17 protein-coding genes are annotated in these 16343 nt (G+C 73.1%); 10 read left to right on the top strand and 7 right to left on the bottom strand.

Features of this window, described 5'->3' with window-relative positions:
- Positions 1–15: 15 nt before the first annotated feature.
- A complete protein-coding gene (locus KBY19_RS22375) occupies positions 16–1239 on the bottom strand; it encodes a cytochrome P450 (protein WP_099886406.1) in 1224 nt (407 codons plus the stop codon).
- A gap of 122 nt (positions 1240–1361) precedes the next feature.
- Here KBY19_RS22375 and KBY19_RS22370 point away from each other — a divergent pair, with 122 nt between their 5' ends.
- Positions 1362–1967 carry a DNA-binding response regulator gene (locus KBY19_RS22370; protein ID WP_099879667.1) on the top strand — a complete coding sequence of 202 codons (606 nt, stop codon included), beginning with the start codon at positions 1362–1364 and terminating at the stop codon, positions 1965–1967.
- On the opposite strand, the gene KBY19_RS22365 is transcribed toward KBY19_RS22370, so the two are convergent.
- The 3 genes from KBY19_RS22365 to KBY19_RS22355 form a co-directional block, all read right to left on the bottom strand.
- A complete protein-coding gene (locus KBY19_RS22365; RefSeq protein ID WP_099879665.1) occupies positions 1903–3162 on the bottom strand; it encodes a sensor histidine kinase in 1260 nt (419 codons plus the stop codon). The genes KBY19_RS22370 and KBY19_RS22365 overlap by 65 nt on opposite strands.
- A gap of 153 nt (positions 3163–3315) precedes the next feature.
- Positions 3316–5631, bottom strand: coding sequence for a TOMM precursor leader peptide-binding protein (locus tag KBY19_RS22360; RefSeq protein WP_185016566.1), 2316 nt, complete (start codon positions 5629–5631; stop codon positions 3316–3318).
- Positions 5632–5664: 33 nt separating this feature from the next.
- A complete protein-coding gene (locus tag KBY19_RS22355) occupies positions 5665–6021 on the bottom strand; it encodes a hypothetical protein (protein WP_099879661.1) in 357 nt (118 codons plus the stop codon).
- A 356-nt stretch (positions 6022–6377) separates the two neighbouring features.
- Between KBY19_RS22355 and KBY19_RS22350 the strand changes: the two genes are divergently transcribed.
- The 3 genes from KBY19_RS22350 to KBY19_RS22340 all read left to right on the top strand — a co-directional run bounded on the left by KBY19_RS22350 (position 6378) and on the right by KBY19_RS22340 (position 9073).
- Positions 6378–7235 (top strand): AfsR/SARP family transcriptional regulator, encoded by an 858-nt coding sequence (locus KBY19_RS22350; RefSeq protein WP_099879659.1) that lies wholly within the window; start codon positions 6378–6380, stop codon positions 7233–7235.
- 113 nt (positions 7236–7348) lie between these two features.
- Complete coding sequence (locus KBY19_RS22345) at positions 7349–8179, top strand: thioesterase II family protein (protein WP_210966544.1); 831 nt, start codon at positions 7349–7351, stop codon at positions 8177–8179.
- 39 nt (positions 8180–8218) lie between these two features.
- On the top strand, positions 8219–9073 hold the full coding sequence (locus KBY19_RS22340) for an AfsR/SARP family transcriptional regulator (RefSeq protein WP_099879654.1): 855 nt from the start codon (positions 8219–8221) through the stop codon (positions 9071–9073).
- Positions 9074–9077: 4 nt separating this feature from the next.
- Here KBY19_RS22340 and KBY19_RS22335 read toward each other — a convergent pair whose 3' ends face one another.
- Together KBY19_RS22335 and KBY19_RS22330 are read right to left on the bottom strand one after the other, a co-directional pair.
- The gene (locus KBY19_RS22335) at positions 9078–10256 is read right to left on the bottom strand and encodes a hypothetical protein (RefSeq protein WP_210956089.1); all 1179 of its coding nucleotides are present in this window, start codon (positions 10254–10256) and stop codon (positions 9078–9080) included.
- Complete coding sequence (locus KBY19_RS22330; RefSeq protein WP_210966543.1) at positions 10253–11770, bottom strand: DUF6002 family protein; 1518 nt, start codon at positions 11768–11770, stop codon at positions 10253–10255. Before KBY19_RS22330 ends, KBY19_RS22335 begins: the two co-directional genes overlap by 4 nt.
- A gap of 222 nt (positions 11771–11992) precedes the next feature.
- Here KBY19_RS22330 and KBY19_RS22325 point away from each other — a divergent pair, with 222 nt between their 5' ends.
- The 6 genes from KBY19_RS22325 to KBY19_RS22300 all read left to right on the top strand — a co-directional run bounded on the left by KBY19_RS22325 (position 11993) and on the right by KBY19_RS22300 (position 15679).
- Positions 11993–13246, top strand: a complete 1254-nt coding sequence (locus tag KBY19_RS22325) for an aldehyde dehydrogenase family protein (RefSeq protein WP_210966542.1) — start codon at positions 11993–11995, stop codon at positions 13244–13246.
- Between the two features lie 209 nt (positions 13247–13455).
- Positions 13456–13794 carry a TcmI family type II polyketide cyclase gene (locus KBY19_RS22320; RefSeq protein WP_099879646.1) on the top strand — a complete coding sequence of 113 codons (339 nt, stop codon included), beginning with the start codon at positions 13456–13458 and terminating at the stop codon, positions 13792–13794.
- Entirely contained in the window at positions 13791–14060 is a 270-nt protein-coding gene (locus KBY19_RS22315; protein WP_099879644.1) for an acyl carrier protein, read from the top strand. Before KBY19_RS22320 ends, KBY19_RS22315 begins: the two co-directional genes overlap by 4 nt.
- Positions 14057–14833, top strand: coding sequence for an SDR family NAD(P)-dependent oxidoreductase (locus KBY19_RS22310; RefSeq protein WP_099879642.1), 777 nt, complete (start codon positions 14057–14059; stop codon positions 14831–14833). Before KBY19_RS22315 ends, KBY19_RS22310 begins: the two co-directional genes overlap by 4 nt.
- A complete protein-coding gene (locus KBY19_RS22305) occupies positions 14833–15213 on the top strand; it encodes a TcmI family type II polyketide cyclase (protein ID WP_210966541.1) in 381 nt (126 codons plus the stop codon). Before KBY19_RS22310 ends, KBY19_RS22305 begins: the two co-directional genes overlap by 1 nt.
- A 4-nt stretch (positions 15214–15217) precedes the next feature.
- Positions 15218–15679, top strand: coding sequence for a DUF1772 domain-containing protein (locus tag KBY19_RS22300; protein WP_210966540.1), 462 nt, complete (start codon positions 15218–15220; stop codon positions 15677–15679).
- Positions 15680–15701: 22 nt separating this feature from the next.
- Here KBY19_RS22300 and KBY19_RS22295 read toward each other — a convergent pair.
- A partial coding sequence (locus tag KBY19_RS22295) for an FAD-binding oxidoreductase (protein WP_210966539.1) occupies positions 15702–16343 on the bottom strand: 642 nt, incomplete at its 5' end.

The raw sequence follows: 16343 nt of genomic DNA, 5'->3' as shown, positions 1-16343 counted from the left end.
GGGTGCGGCGCGGCCTCAGTCCCAGCTGACCGGCAGCCGGGTGAGGCGGTTGACCAGCAACCCCGTGTGCATGGTGACGGTGTCGGCGGGCACGGCCAGCCGCATGGTGGGGAAGCGGTCGGCCAGTACGCGCAGGGCGATGGCCAGTTCGGCGCGGGCCAGCGGTGCTCCCAGGCAGTAGTGGGGGCCGTGGCCGAAGGCCAGATGGGGGGTGGGGGAGGGGCGGTACGGCTCGAAGCCGTCCGCATCGGTGAAGCGGTCCGCGTCCCGGTTGGCCGAGCAGATGGCGGCGATCACCGCGCTGTTGGCGGGCAGCACCCGCCCCGCGACCTCGACCGGTGCCGTGGTGACCCGCAGCGGGCCGCCGTCCCCGATCGGGTTGATCCGCAGCAACTCCTCGACCAGGGCCGCCAGCTGCTCCTCGTCGTCCGGCACCAGCGCGAGCCGTCCGGGCTGCCGCAGCAGGGTGAAGACGGAGGTTCCCAGCACCCCGACCGTGGTCTCGTGCCCCGCGATCAGCAGCGTCATGGCCATGGTGAGGAGTTCCGTCTCGCTGAGCCCGCCTTCCTCGTCCCGCACGGTGACCAGCGCGCTCAGCAGGTCCTCACCCGGCGCGCGCCGCTTGGCGGCGACCAGCTCGCCCAGATAGGCCAGCAGCGCCCGCTTGTGCCGCAGCATCTCCTCGGGCGGGTGCGCGGTCAGCGACACCACCGCGTCGGACCAGGTGCGGAAGCGCTCGCGGTCGGCGTAGGGGACGCCGAGCAGCTCGCAGATGACGGCCACCGGGAACGGGAAGGCGAAGGCGGCGTTCAGATCCCTCGGGCCGCCGCCGTCCGCTCGGTGCGAGGCCGCCATGGCGTCGGCCAACTCCCCGGCCAGCTCGGCGATACGGGGCCGCATGGCCGCCACCCGGCGGGGGGTGAAGGCGCGGGAGACCAGCGCGCGCAGCCGGGTGTGCTCGGGCGGGTCCATGGTGAACAGGCCGCCCGCGTCGAAGGGGACGGCCGTCAGCTTCGGTGCCTGGGGCAGCACGGTCGCCGCCCGCGAGCAGCGGGGGTCGGCGAGCACGGCCCGTACGTCGTCGTAGCGGCTGACAAGGTGCCCCGTGTCGCCGCTGGGCAGGGTGACCTCGGCGACCGGTTCCTCGGCACGCAGCCGCGCGTAGGCGTCGGGGACCTCGGTGGCCGAGCGGCGCGGCGGAGGGTAGGGGCGGGCGCGGGCGGCGGAGTCCTGGGCCATGTACACACTGTTGACCTTTGACCTCGATTCGTGGTCGAGTCGGTGTCGGGCAGGACCGGACGGGGTATTCTCACGTCTTCGACCGCAAGTCAGGCAGGCCGAGTCCGCGGGGGAACTCGACGATGATCTCAGTGGTGCTCGCCGAGGACATGCACATGGTGCGCGGTGCTCTGGTGGCCCTGCTGGACATCGAGACGGACATCGAGATCGTCGCCGAGGTCGACTCGGGCAACGACATCCTGCCGACCGTGTTCGCGCACCGCCCCGACGTCGCCGTCATCGACATCGACCTGCCGGGCATGGACGGGCTGACCGCGGCTGCCGAGGTGCACCAGAAGCTGCCGAGCTGCCGCACCCTGATCCTCACCAGCCTGGGCCAGCCGGGCAATCTGCGCCGCGCGCTGGAGGCCCATGTCTCCGGCTTCCTGCTCAAGGACGCGCCACCGAGCAGGCTGGCGGACGCCATCCGCCGGGTGCGGGCCGGGGAGCGCGTCATCGACCCCGAACTGGCCCTGGACGCCTGGTCGGCGCGGGAGAACCCGCTCACCGCGCGGGAGACGGAGGTGCTGCGGCTGGCGGCCGAGGGCGAGGAGGCGGCGGACATCGCGGCCAGGCTGTTCCTGTCGGTGGGAACGGTGCGCAACTATCTGACGGCCGTCGTCATCAAGCTCGGGGCCCGTAACCGGGTGGACGCTCTGCGGATCGCCCGGGAACAGGGCTGGCTGTAGCCGTACCGGAGGCCGTGGCCGGACGGCTCGGCCGCCCCGCACGTCCCGAGGCCCCGTTCGGGGGCACCGCCCGGCCGGGCGCCGGGGGCGGGATCCGTGCCTCCAGATGGAAACAGCCGTCCTCGCGCACCTGTGCCTCCAGGGTGCCGCCGATCGCCGCCACCCGCGCGGACAGGTTGCCGATGCCGCTTCCACCCTCGTTGTCCGGCCGTGGCGTGGTCGGGTCCAGCGGGTCGGCAAGCGGCTGCACACCGTCGTTGACCAGGCGCAGCACGGCGCAGTTCGCGTCGCCGCACACGGTGATCTGACACCGGCGGACCTTGCTGTGGCGCAGGATGTTGGTGACGCCCTCGCGCAGCACGGTGGCCAGCACCGTGCCCACCGTCTCCGGGATGTTCTCCAGCGTCGTGTCCACCTCCGCCTCGATCCCGGCCGCCTCGAACACCGAGACGGCCGAGGAGATCTCGGCGGGCAGCGAGATGTTGCGGTAGCTGCGCGCCACCGCGCGGACGTCGGCCAGCGCCTGGCGGGAGATCTCCAGCACATGCGTCACCTCGTCCTTGGCGCGCGGCGGATCGGCGTCCACCAGCCGGTGCGCCAGCTCACTGCGCAGCGTGATCGCCGAGAGGCTGTAGCCCAGCAGGTCGTGCAGGTCGCGGGCGAAGCGCAGCCGCTCCTCCTCGACGGCCAGCCGCGCGATCTCCTGCTGGGCCGCGCGCAGTTGAATGACGATCTCGGACAGCTTGGTGAGCCCGTAGACGACGGCGCAGGTGGTGAGGGTGGACACCCCGTTGTAGGCGACGTCCAGCGCCGGCCAGCCGGAGGAGGAGGTGACGATCATGACACAGGCCAGGCAGCCGGCCATCCCCAGCCACGACCAGGGCTTCCGCAAGGTGAGCAGCAGTGATCCGGCCAGCAGCCCCGGCAGCCCGACCCAGGCCGTTCCCAGCAGCAGCATCGGCACGAACGTGCAGAACGCCTGCACCCCCAGTACCCAGTGCTGGCAGGCACGGCTCAGCCGCATACCCCGCTGGGTCGTACGGGCCACCTGGGTGGCGAACATCACGACGATCGCGGCGCCGCCGACCAGGATCTGCTTCAACGAGCCGCCGATGGTCAGCAGATGCAGCACGGCGGCGCCCAGAATGCCGCTGAGTGCCACGACGAAGACGGTCAGCACGATGCGGGGAGCCATGGCGGCGTCGACTCCGTACACGAGCGGTTGCCGCGCACCGGGTCGTTGCCGGTGTAAAGAGATGCGCTTGCCCCCTGAGCTCACTCCGGGCTCTCCCCTCGCCCCGCCGAAGGTGAGCACAGCATAGGCGAGGGGACCGGGTGCGACCATCGGCTAGACGAACACCGGGACGGGGTTGAGCCGGTCGTAGTCGATCGGCTCGGCACGGCGTCCGAGCCGGACCGGCACTTCGTACAGCCTTCCGGGCGCGAATCGGGCCCAGAAGTGTCTGAGCCCCGGCACGACGACCTTCACGACCGGAATCCCCAGATCGGGCCGCGTCTGATCCAGCACCAGCATCTCCATACCGTGCCGGCGCAGCAGCGCCGTGGCGTCCGCCACGTCCTCGGCCAGATCCGCGCGGGGCGTGTAGGCGTAGTCGCCGGGCCCCAGTACGACGGCCTCCGGGTCCGGTGCCAGATAGCACTGGTCGGCGAGCGTGTGCCGGGTGCACCAGTCGCGGAAGACCGGATCCTGGAAGCTGAGCCGGGTGTCCAGCACGGCGGGCAGCATCTGCGTCATCTCCGTCAGGGCCCTGCGCAGTGCCAGCGCCGGGTCCAGATGGCAGCCGAAGCCGAAGACGATGTCCTCCCGGTCCGCCCCGCCGTCGGCCGCACCGGTGCGCCGGGAGACCGCGCACATCACCGGGACGCCCAGGTCCGAGGTGAGGTCCAGCACCCAGAACTCGCGGTCGATCGCGGCGTAGGAGGCACGCATCCGGGGGACCCACTCCTCGCCGAACGACTCCGGGTCCACCTGCGGCTGCCGGGTGCGGTTGTACCACCACAGCGCCACCGCGTCGCGCTCCACCAGTTCGAGGAAGCCCTGGAGGATGGCGTCCTCCAGGCTGCTGCCCGCCGCGTTGCCGTTGGAGTCGGCGCGGGCGAAGACCGGGGCGCCGGTCTCCTGCGGGGCGGCGAAGTAGAGCATCGAGGTGGGCAGCAGCCGGTGCCGTTCTTCGGTCAGCGACCACACCGGTGTCCAGTCGACGAGCGCCTGTTCGTCGAACGGGTCGCAGACGAACTGGAACGGCGAGTGCCGCGCGTTCCACTCCCGCCGCCGGGCGAACTGCCGTTCGTCGTACAGCTGGCAGGAGTTGGGGTGCACGGCGGCCTCGCCCAGTTCGGCGTACCGCCCCGGAATGCGGGCCTCGTCACCCTGGTAGGTGCCCGAGTACCGCTCCAGCGCCTCGCACAACGCCCCCACCTTGGCGTCGAGTTCCGTGACGCCCTTGCCCGCGCTGTGGCTGCGCAGCGCCGAACGCAGGGTGTGCAGCCCGTTGCCGTGCAGCGCCGGATTGCTGCCGGAGACGAAGGCGTTGAGGCCGGTGGGGCAGCGCGGGTCACGCTGGAGCAGCCGTACGACACCGGTGACCTCTCCCACCAGATGCTCGTACCGCTCCAGCATCTGGTGGCTCGTCAGCGACCGGTGCCCGCCGCCGGTGGACACCTTCGGACGGGAGGTGAGCAGCACGGGCTGCCGGGAACGTGCGGCGACCAGCCCCGGATCGCCGCAGCCGTGGCACTGCGGCCGTCGCTCGACCGGGTGGTGGCGCCCCTCGCCGCGCAGGCTGTCGACGGTCCACACCGCCGACTGCCGCTCGTCACGGAACCCGCCCAGCCAGGTCGCCACCTGGAGCGCCAGCAGATGCAGAGCGCAGGCGCGGCTCGCGGGGATGTGGGCGCGCGGCGGAGTGACCGGCGCGGCCAGCCCCAGTGCCCGTCCCACATAGCTGTGCGCGCTCCTGTGGTGTCTGAGCCGGTGTGCGAGACAGTGCCAGCAGGCGCCCTCACCCGGCTGGAAGAACGGCCCGAGCCACGGCTCGACCCCGCCCGGCTTGGCCAGCAGCCAGGGCCGGCCGGTGCGCCGCTGGGCGGCGTCGATGTCGGCCAGCGCGGGCGCGAGATAGTCCTCGCACAGCACCACGGTGAGGGTGTGTTCTCCCTCCTCCTCCGGCTCGGCCAGCCCGATCCCGGCGGCGCGGAAGGCGTCCCGGGCGGCGCGCTGCTCCTCGCCGCCGACGGCCAGCAGCCGTACCCGCCCCGCGGACAGTCCGGCGTCGGCCTGCGTTCCATCGAGCCCGGCGGACTCCCAGAACGCCGCGGTCGCGTCCGACGGGCCGGGCTGCAGCCCGGCGCCCCGCCCGACCTCCTGCCCGGCGGGCGGGGCGAAGCTGGCGACCAGGTTGGCCTGCGTCAACTGGCCCAGGATGCTGCCCAGCCTGCCGGGCGAGAGCAGCCCGCGTGTCTCCCGGGCGAGTGCGGCAAGGTCCCGGCTGCCGTCGAGCAGCGGCGCCAGCGCGGCCACCTCGGTTCCCTCGACCGCCGTGACACCCTGCTCGGAGACGAGATAGGTGGCATCGCCGGGTACGACGGCCGGTCGCAGGTTCTTACGGAATCCCAATCTGGGAAGTTCGGTTTTCGTCTCCATTCTGTCTCCCCCGCTCTGTGCCGAGTTCGGGCGTCAAAGGGCCGTTTCAGCCGGCGAGAGGGAGCGAGTGGGAAGCTCCGGCTCGGTCGGCAGTGCGAACGTCCAGCTGTCGCAGAGAGCGGCGTGTCCGACGGCGTCGCCCGGGTTGAGGCTGGTGATCGACACCTCGGCGCCGGGCCCGGTGGGCAGCGCCGGAATACGGGTCCGCTCGTCGGTGGGGATGCCGAACTCGGCCAGCACACTGCGCGGCTCGACCGCGTAGCGCACCGCGAGCGCCGGGTCCAGGCAGCACTGGGCGGTCAGTTCGGCGAAGCGCCAGTCGTGGTCGACAACGTCCGCGGCGCCGTGTGCACGGCTGACGGTGACCTTGGCGAGCGCGTGACCTGACATCGTGACGTCTCCCGTCTGGAGAGAGGAACCCATGGCCCCCCGTGGACTCATGGGGCGACGCTGTGTGGGGAGTGGCCCGATCGTGTGGGTCCGGTGCGCACCAGCAGTGTGAGTGGGACCCCGGGCGAGGGCCAGTGGAGGCTTCACGACCCTCCATGTGAAAAACTCACGGCCCTCCCCGCCCGATCTTCGCGCCGAGATCGTGAGTTGCTCACTGTTGCGCGGCGCGGACGGCTGCGATTCTCCAGACCGTACGTGGTGAGAGGTCGGCGACAGATGTCGATGACACCGGCCGGCGACACCTTCGCCACCTTCAGCGACCTTTTCAGCGGGAACCGCCAACGGGGAGGCCCCAGATGCGCATCAGGGTGCTGGGAACTCTGCACGCCGAGACGGCGGGCGTCTCGATCGCGCCGAGCGCGGCCAAGCCGCGGCAGATCCTGGCCCTGCTCGCTCTCCAGAGCCGGCACATCGTGCCGGTGTCCGACCTGATGGAGGAGGTGTGGGGCGCCGGGCCGCCGCGCAGCGCTCCGACCACGCTCCAGACCTACATCCTGCAACTGCGCCGCAGGCTGCGCGCCGCGCTCGGCGATCCGGGGCCGCTGCCCGGGACCGGCACCGCTGCCCGCGACCCGTACGCGCCCAGCGACAAGGACATCCTGGCCACCCGGCACGGCGGCTACCAGCTCGAGATCGCCGACAGCGACGTCGACGCGCTGGAGTTCGCACAGCTGACCCGCACCGGGCACGCCGCCTACGAGGCGGGCGACATGGCCAAGTCCTCGCGACTGCTGGAGGCGGCGCTCGCACTGTGGCGCGGGCCCGCGCTCGCCGACCTCCCGCACGGCAGGCACCTGTCCATCGAGGCCACCCGGCTGGAGGAGAGCAGGCTGGGCGCGCTGGAGCGACGCATCGACGCCGACCTGCACATGGGACGGCATCGCGAGGTGCTGGGCGAACTGTGCGCACTGCGCGGCCGCTATCCGCTCTACGAGAACCTGCACGCGCTGCTGATGGTCGCCTTCCACCAGGACGGCCGCTCCTCGGACGCGCTGATCGCCTTCCGGCGGCTGCGCGGCACCCTCGTGGAGGAGTTGGGCCTGGAGCCCTCGCCCCGGATCGACCGCCTCCACCAGGCCATTCTCCGGGGCGAGGACGCCTTGGACGCCTGGCGCGGTACGGGATCGGGCGAGGCCGCCGGCCTCGCGGGGTGATGCGCCCGCCCCGGGCCCGGTCCACCCCGCTTCGAGCTGTCGTCCAGTGCCGGTCGTGAGGATCTGGCCCTTGACGACCGGCCCCGTCACGGGGACGGGGGAAGGGGGGAGGGATGAACGCGTATCTCGCGGCACCTCCCGGAAGACGGCCGACGGACGCCCCGCCCGCGGGAGAGGCGCTCGCCGGTGCCGGACTGCGGCTGTTCTGCTTCCACCACGCGGGTGCCGGCGCGCTCACCTTCGCGCGCTGGCGCCGCGGATTCGACCCCGCCGTGTGCGTACTGCCCATCCGGCTCCCCGGCCGGGAGACCCGGCTGCGTGAGCCCCGCATCACCGACGGGCGCCTGCTGCTGGACGAACTCGACGCGCAGCTGGGCCCGCTGCTGGAGCAGCCCTACGCGCTGTACGGGCACAGCCTGGGGGCCCTGGTCGCCTACCGCTTCGCCCAGCGGGTGCGGCGCGCGGGCCGCCCGGCGCCGGTGCTGGTCGGGTTGGGCGCCTGCCCCCCACCGCACCTGCCGACGCCGCTGACCGACCAGTGCGAGATGCCCGACGCGGCACTGCTGGCCGCACTCGACCGCTACGGCACACTGCCCGGGTACCTGTTCGAGCGCCCCCACTGGTTGCGCACCCTGCTGTCCACCATGCGCGACGATCTGCGCCTCGCCGCCAGTCTGCGCGCGGTCGGCGGCGCGGCGGAGGCGGAACAGGACGCGCCGCTCGACTGCCCCGTGCACGCCTTCGCCGGCACCCGGGACGAGGCGGCCCCGCCCGCCGCGGTCGCCGAGTGGCGCCGCTGGGCGAGCGGCCCGTTCGCCCTCCACCGCGTGCCCGGCGGCCACTTCTTCGTCCGCGACACCGCGCTCCTGGAACTGCTGGCGGCCCAACTGCGCCGCACCGGTTTCCCGGAGCGCGCCTCGCACCTGTCCGAGACATCCATGTAGTCCTACACAGCGCACCAACGCACCCGAAGGGAGCGAGAGATGGACATCAGCGTGCTGGGACCCTGCAGGGTCGTCCAATCGGGGGTCTCCGTCGTTCCGACCGCGGTCAAACCGAGAAAGGTGCTGGCCCTGCTGGCCCTCTATCCGGACCAAGTGGTCTCCGTCGCCTCCCTGGTGGAGGAGTTGTGGGGGGAGGCCCCGCCGCGCAGCGTCCAGACCACACTGCAGACGTACGTACTGCAGCTGCGCAACCTCATCGCCGCGGCGCTGGGCGACCGGCTCCCGGCCGACCTGCCGAACGGCGCCAAGAGCGTGCTGATCACCGAGTCCGGCGGCTATCTGCTCGACACCCAGGGCGGAATGGTCGACGCCCTGGAGTTCGAGCGGCTCTCCGGCGCCGGACACCGGGCACTGGAAGCGGGCGACTTCGTGGGGGCCTCCGCGTCCTTCCGCCGGGCGCTGGAGCTGTGGCGCGGTCCCGCACTGGTGGATGTGCAGTGCGGCCCGCTGCTGGAGATCGAGGCGACCCGGCTGGAGGAGTCGCGGCTGGGCATTCTCAACCAGCGCATCGAGGTGGACCTCACCCTGGGCCGGCACCACGAACTGGTCGGCGAACTGTCCGGGCTGGCCGCCCAGCACCCGCTGCACGAGGGCATCCAGGCGCAGCTGATGCTCGCCCTCTACCGCTCGGGCAGACGCGGCAACGCGCTGGAGGTCTACCAGCGGCTGCGCGGCGTCCTCTCCCGGGAACTGGGCCTGGACCCCTCACCCGATCTGCAGCGACTCCAGTGCGCCGTGCTCGACTCGGCGGTCGAGCTGGAGTTGAGCGGCGCCGCCCGGGAGGCGGCCTTCAGCGGCAGCGGGGGGCCGCTGAGGGCGCTGCGCGGCGGCTGAGTCCCTAGCGGGCCAGCACGGCGTCGGCCGGGAGGGAGCCGCCGGCCGACGTCAGATACCGCACCCGGCAGCCGCCCGGCCGTCCGGCGAACAGCACAGGGCTGAGCACCGGCGCGGCCGGTACCGTCCAGGTGTCCGTACCGTCGCCCATCCGGAGCGGGTACGGCGCCGGGCGTATGTGCTCCTGCACCACGCTGTCCCCCTGACCGAAGGCCTGCCGCACCGCTGCCGCCCAGGTGCTCTCGTCGGTCCGGTGACCCGCCAGCACCGGTCCGGCACCGGCGACCGCCGGTTTGAGCACGAACCGTTCGCGCTCCGCCAGCAGCAGTCCGGGCAGCTCCCTTTCGCCGTCGTGCCACCGGGTACGGCCCGCCAGGGTGATCCGGGTCCACGGCAGCCCGCGTTCCACCAGGGCACGCTCGCCCCGCGTCATCCAGGGCAGCCCCTCGGAGACCAGGGCCAGCGCCCGTTTGTCGGCCAGCAGCCCGCTGCTCAGCGGCGGCAGCAGCAACGTCCCGGCGCGCTGCGTGTCCCGTAGGGGGCCGAGGTCCGCGCCGGCGGCCCGCCGTGCACTGCCCAGCAGGCCCAGTGCGTAGCGCAGTCCGCCCGGGCGGCCGAGCGCGCCCGGCAGGTCGGCGGGGGCCAGGAGATCGGCCGCGAAGCCGTGCTCGGTCAGGTCGTGCACGTCCTGCGGGTGGAAGCCCGGCCCGATCAGGGCCACGGTGCGCGGCAGCCCCCGGTGTGCGCACACCTCGGCGAGCGCCTCTGCGCGCACGGCCCGCGGGTCGTGGCCGAAGAGCGGCCCGTCCTGCGGCGGGGTGCGCGTGTGCAGCCGGGCGGAGGTGAGCATCCCGGTCCTCCGCGCTCCGCCGAGCGCTCCGCCGGGGTCCAGGCCCACAAGCCGCGGCCCCGTCTCGTCGACCAGGAAGTCGGCGCCGGCCAGCAGGGCGCAGTGCTCGCTCTCCGCGGCCTCCAGGCCCGAGTGGGGCGGATGGTCGGCGGGGTCGGCGCCCAGCGCGACCAGCCGCTCCGGCCAGGTCGGGGCCAGTGCCAGCACGGCCCGGCGCACCAGTGCCAGCAAGGCGGCCGTCGTGTCGAAGAGCTCGTCGTAGCGGCTGCGCGGCAGCACGAACGGCCCGGTGGGCAGCGGGCGGGTGCCGGGCCGGTGCGAGGCCGCCGTCATGACCGCCGCCCCAGCGGGGCGAGCGCCCGGGTGAGGACGGCGTGCAGCTCGTCGACGGAGTCCGCGTACCGTGCCGACGCCGGCGGCACGGGGGCGCGTTCGTCCATGCCGTACGAGCCGGTGCCGTGCACCACCACCTCCGGCTCGGTGACCAGGCCCCGGTCGATCGCGTTCAGGACGCCGGTCATGGCCATCACCAGCGACCACTCGCCCAGCCGTGCCGGGTCGGCGGGGAGTTCGACACCCGCCGGGCGCAGCATGGCGCGTACGGACGGATAGCGGGCCAGGCACTCGTAGCGCGAGACGACGATCCCGTCGCCGCCGTGGGTGCGCACGAGCGAGCTCACTTCCCGTGCGGTGCCCGGGGCGCGGGTGAAGAAGGTGGGGTCCAGGACCTCCTGGGGGTGGTGGGCCGTGTGCGGGAAGTGCGGATCGAGCCCGTCAATGGGCTGCCGGTGGACGCCGCGTGCCCGGTCGTGGACGTACGGCGGTACGCCTTCGCGGGAGAACGAGCCGGTCAGCAGATGGAGCACCAGGTCGGGGGTGCGCAGGTGCTGTACCAGCAGATAGCGCGGTGCGGCGGCCCCGGGTGCGTCCTGCGGCTCCACCAGTGTGCTGCCCAGCCGGTGCCCCAGCAGACCCGATCCGGTGGCGACCGCCTGGGCGTGCAGCCGGCCCCGCACGTCGGCGGCGCCGAGCGCGTCGTGTTCGACGAACGCCCGCAGCGCGTCGGCGGCCCGGTGGTCGACCGGGTCGCTTACGTGCCACAGGTCGGTGCCGGTCGCGGTGCGCAGGCTGTGTGCGCGCTCCCGGCAGTAGGCGGCGGCCAATTCGTGCACCGCGGCCGGCTCCGATCCGTGGTAGACGACCAAGGGATTGCGGCGGCGCAACTGGGGGTGCCGGGCCAGCGGCGAGTCGGCCACCTTGTGGCGGGAGCAGGCGGGCACCAGAGCGACCACACGGATCTGGTCGGGGTGGGCCAGCCCGCACCGTTGGGCGCGCAGCACCGCCTCGCGCAGCGCCGTCGCCGTGTTGCCGGACGAGGGTGCCAGCAGCGTGATCCGCCGGCCGGTGCGCCGCACATGCTGCACGGCACGCGCGACGACCAGCAGCGCCCCGGCCGGCTGCGCCGGGTGCGCCCGGGGGTCGCCGCGCAGGTCGAGCAGGTGCAGCCGGGTGCCGCGGTGGTCCGGCAGCCGCGTGACGCGGGCGGTCGCGGCGGACAGCAGGTCGCGCAGCGGCCCGTCCAGGGTGGGGAGTTCGCCATCCGGGGTGAAGACGGCGGCGTCCCGTGGGGGAGCGGGTGCCGGGGCGGCCGTGCGCTCGTGCAGGGCGCGCACCAGGGCGCGGACGGTCTCCCAGCGCTCGGTCAGCGGTCGCACCGTGGGCGCCGTCCGGTCGCGGGACACGGTCGCCCGCTGCCCGGCCCCCGCCCCGGCTCCGGTCGCGGCGGCGCCCGCGTGGGCGGGAAGGCCGGTGAGTGCGTCGCGGACGGTGTGCGCGGTGAGAGTCATGGACGTCCCCCTCCTGGTCCGGTCGGCCCGCTGTCCGGGCCGCCCTCTCGACACCCCGTCCTCGTCCCCTTACGCTGAAATCACCGTCATGAGCTGACATGCACGACATCGGTGATTCCTCGGAAATGCGGCGGTGAGCCGCAGGGAAAGGTAATCCGGCGGGGTCGAGCGCCGGTTGAAGCCGGTCGGACCCGACCCCACCCGCGCCCGAGGAGTCGTCATATGACCCAGCCCTCCATGCCCGTGCTGGAATCCGTCACCCGCTCGTGGCCCGATATCGAGGCGGCGCACGAGAGGGCCACGGGCGCCGGTGCCGCGCTGCTGCACGGCCGCACCGAACTGCTGGCGGTCCTCACCCGGCTCGCCACCTACGCCAGTGCCCGCGACGAACTGCTGCGCTCACTGCGCGCGGTGGCCGGAGCTCCCTGGGAGCTCGCCCGCACCGGGGTGCCGCAGTTGTCCCGGCTCTCGGTCGTGCTTCCGCAGCACACCGCTCTCTACTCCTATGTCCGCCACTGCCTGGTGCCCGCCCTCTACTGCGACGAGGTCGTCGTACGCCCCACGCCCCGCATCCGCGAGACGGCGTACGAGGTGCACCGGACCGTCAGCCGCGGGCTCGACCCCGAACTGGCCGCGCGCATCCGGTTCACCGACGCCGCCCAGCGCGACTTCGCCCCGGTGTGCGCCGCGTCCGACGCCGTCGTCTTCACCGGTTCCGCCGAGACCGGCAGACAGCTGATGACCGAGACCGGGGACGGCCCGCTCTTCCTCCACTTCGGATACGGGCCCAACCCGCTGATCGTCGGACCGCGCGCCGAACCGGCCGCCGCCTGCCGTGCCGTACTGCGTGCCCGGCTGCACAACTCCGGGCAGGACCGGCTCTGCCCCGATGTGCTGTTCGTCCACCGGCTGCGGCTCAACGCGCTGGTCGAGCAGTTGCGCGCGGAGCTGTCCGTGCTGACGGTGGGCGCCCGGCGCTGGCCCGACACCGCACTGACCGCGCTCACCTACGGGGAGGCCGTCGAAGGCGCCGCCCGCTTCCTGGCCGAGCACGCCGACCGGGTGGTGGCCGGCGGCGGCACCGACCCCGAACGGATGCAGGTCGAACCCTCCCTCCTCGTCTTCGACGAGGACCCCGGCTTCCACCCGCCCCAGCTGGCCGGACCCCTGTTCTGCGTCGTCCCCTACGAGGACCCGGAACTGCTGCGCGCCTGGGCGCGGCACCCCCTGGAGCTGGAGCGCGGCATGTACGCGGCCGTACTCGGCGAGCCCCGGCTGACCGGCCGCACCCTCGGCACGGCCGTCGTGCTGCGGGACGCCACCCCCTTCGACATCGAGGACGGCAACCAGCCCTTCGGCGGCTACGGGGTGCGGGCCGCCGGAGTACGGCGGGAGGGCCGGCTCATCGGCAGACCGCTGCTGCTGTCGCACGAGGCCGCGCAGCGCCGCACGGTGATCACGGGGCCGCTGCGGTAGCCGTTCGGGGTGCCCTGCCCCGAGGTCCGCAGGCTGCGGTCCTCCTCCAGCCGTTGTCCGGGAAGTGCCCCCAGTGGCTGGTCGCGCAATTCCCCGCGCCCTTCGAGGCACGGATCGAGCGGGGCTGTAGAGGCCGCTGGCACGCTGCCCGGCAGGCCCGCCGACCGACCGGGGCGGGCTGCTCCACACCTTCCCGAAGGAGGCCGACGGTGGCACACCGGACGCTCATAGTGGCGCGGATGGAGCCGGGCAAGGCCGACTCCATCGCGCAGATCTTCGAGGAGTCGGACGCGACCGAGCTGCCCCACATGGTGGGGGTGGCGCGGCGGACGCTCTTCACCTTCCACGACCTGTACTTCCACCTCGTCGAGGCGGACGAGGACATCACCCCCAATCTCTACCGCGCCCGCAGCCACCCCCTCTACGACGACATCAACACCCGCCTCGCGCAGTGCGTGTCGCCCTACGACCCGAACTGGCAGGAGCCCAAGGACGCGATGGCGAACCCGTTCTACGTATGGACGAAAGACTCAGGGAGGACCCGGTGAGCGAGTTCACCCAGCGCGAGCTGGCCGAGAAGCTGCAGGAGTGCGCGGGCGAGGCCGAGTACGCCGACGGCTGCGACATCGCCGACGAGGCGGCCCTGGACGTGCCGTTCCTCGAACTCGGCTACGACTCGCTCGCGCTGCTCCAGGTGACCGGTGTCATCAAGCGCGAGTACGGCGTCGAACTGTCCGACGACGCCGTGGTGGAGGCGGAGACGCCCCGGCTGCTGCTCAAGATGATCAACGCCAACCTGCCCGATGCGGTATGAGCGCCGCCGGCCCGGAAACCGGTGTGCTGCCCGCGCCGGGGCTCGCCGGCAAGCGCGTCCTGGTCACGGGCGGCACCCGGGGCATCGGCCGTACCACGGTCCTGGCCTTCGCCCAGGCGGGTGCCCGGCTCGTCGTCGCCCACCGCACGGCCGGTGACGACGCGCGCACCCTGACCGAGGCGCTGGCGGCGACCGGCGCCGAACACCACCTGGTGCGCGCCGATGTCACCGCCTCGCAGGACGCCGCCCGGCTCGCCGAGGAGTGCGGGGCGCACCTGGGCGGCCTGGACGTGCTCGTCAACAACGTCGGTGTCGACGGGCACAGCAAGTTCGCCGACCTGGACGAGACCGAATGGCACCGGCTGATGGACTCCAACGTCACCTCCGCCTATCTGGTCACCCGTGCCGTCCACGAGCTGCTCGCGGACGGCGCCTCGATCGTCAACGTCGGCGCCTCGGTCGCGCTGCGGGGGCGTGCGCTGGGCACCCACTACTCCGCCTCCAAGGCGGCACTCGTCGGATTCGGCCGGGCGCTGTGCAAGGAGGTCGGCAGCCGGGGCATCCGCGTCAACACCGTCGCGCCCGGCGTCACGGCGACCGACGACGAGCCGGGCGCGGGATTGCCGCCGCAGCTCGTCGAGCGCCTGGCGGGAATGACGGCGCTGGGCCGGCTGGGCACCGCGGCGGACGTGGCCGGCGCGGTCCTCTACCTCGCGGGCGACACCTCCCGCTACATCACCGGCGCCACGCTCACCGTAGATGGAGGAATCTGATGCCTTACGCGGCGATCACCTATCGGGTCAAGCCCGGTCATGAGGACGAGATCGCGGAGATCTTCGCCAACTTCGAGCGCGTCGACACCCCCGACCTGCCCGGCGACGAGGGCCGGGCCGCCGGACGGCTGCTGGGCACCGGCGTGTTCATCAAGGACGACGTGATGGTGCGCGTCATCCACTACGAGGGCGACTTCGCGGCCGTCGGCAAGCACATGGCCCAGCAGAAGGGCGTCCACCTCCTGGAGGAGAAGCTCCAGCCCTACCTCGCGGAGCAGCGCGACACCGCCTCCCCCCAGGCGTTCGCCGCCTACTTCCGCGACGCCACCATGCGGTCCATCGCTCAGCTGACCGTGGACACGCACCCGGCCGGGAGCTGAACCGATGGGGGTGGACGCTGTCCTCGGGGTGGCCGTTCTCCTCGGCAGCGGCGTCACGGCGGGGGTCCTCTTCGCCGTGGCGCTCAGCGTGCTGCCCGCGCTGTTCGCCATGGAGACGGGAACCTATGTGCACGCGCACAAGCTGCTGGGACGCAACTGGGACCCGACCATGCCCGTCGTCGTACTGACCTCCACGGTGCTGGCCGCCGCCCTCGCCTTCGTCGCCGACGACCCCTCGGCCCGGGTGCTGTTCGCCGTCGCGGCGGTGTTGTTGCTGGGCGTCTCCGCCGTCTCCCACCTGGCCAACGTTCCCATAAACCGGCGGGTCAAGGCGGTGGCCGACCCCACCGCGCTGCCCCACGACTGGGAGGACCCCCGCCCTCTCTGGCGCCGCTGGCACCTGCTGCGGACCGCGCTGTCTCTTGTCGCCCTGGTGCTGAACGCTGCAGCGGTGGCGGTGCTGTGACCCGCAGGAGGGAAGCGCCCCGTCAGGGGGAGGGAGGGCGGTGCCCACTCATCACCGCGAGACTCTCGTCGCGGACCGGGTGCGAGGTGTCGCGGTCGGGGCGGTAGGGGGCGAGTTCGGGAACGGGCGCCCGGCCGGTGAGCTCCTGCGCGGCGAGCGCGCCGAGGAGGGGAGCGAGCGTGACGCCGCTGTGGCTGACGAGGGTGTAGAGGCCGGGGGCCCGCGGGTGCGGACCGGCCAGTGGGAGGCCGTCCTCGGGGACGGGGCGCACGCCGATGCGGGTGCCGCCCAGGGCGCGGAAGGCCGGAAGGACCGCGGAGCACCGGGTGAGCAGCTCCGCCTCGGCGGGGACAGGGGTTGCCGAGGTCGGGTCGAGGAGGGCGTCGACGGGCCAGGAGATGGCGCAGGCCCGGTTGCCGGGGGCGGGGCGCAGATCGACGCCGGGCGTGGCGACGATGGCGCGCAACGGTCCGGGCAGCGGAGTGGACTCGCCCACCAGGCCGGGGATCTGCCGCAGCGGCAGCCGCACCCCGGCCAGTGCGGCGATGTGTCCGGCGTCGGGACCCGCGCAGTTGACGACGTGATCGGCCTCGAAGCGCCGGCCGCGCGCCTCGGCTCCGCACACGCGCTCGCCGTCCCGCAGCAGTGCGGTCACGGGGCTGTC

Source organism: Streptomyces sp. B15 (assembly GCF_018070605.1).
Classification (GTDB): domain Bacteria; phylum Actinomycetota; class Actinomycetes; order Streptomycetales; family Streptomycetaceae; genus Streptomyces; species Streptomyces smyrnaeus.
Note: the sequence above shows the minus strand (reverse complement) of the source record. Positions and strands in the feature narration are given on the sequence as shown.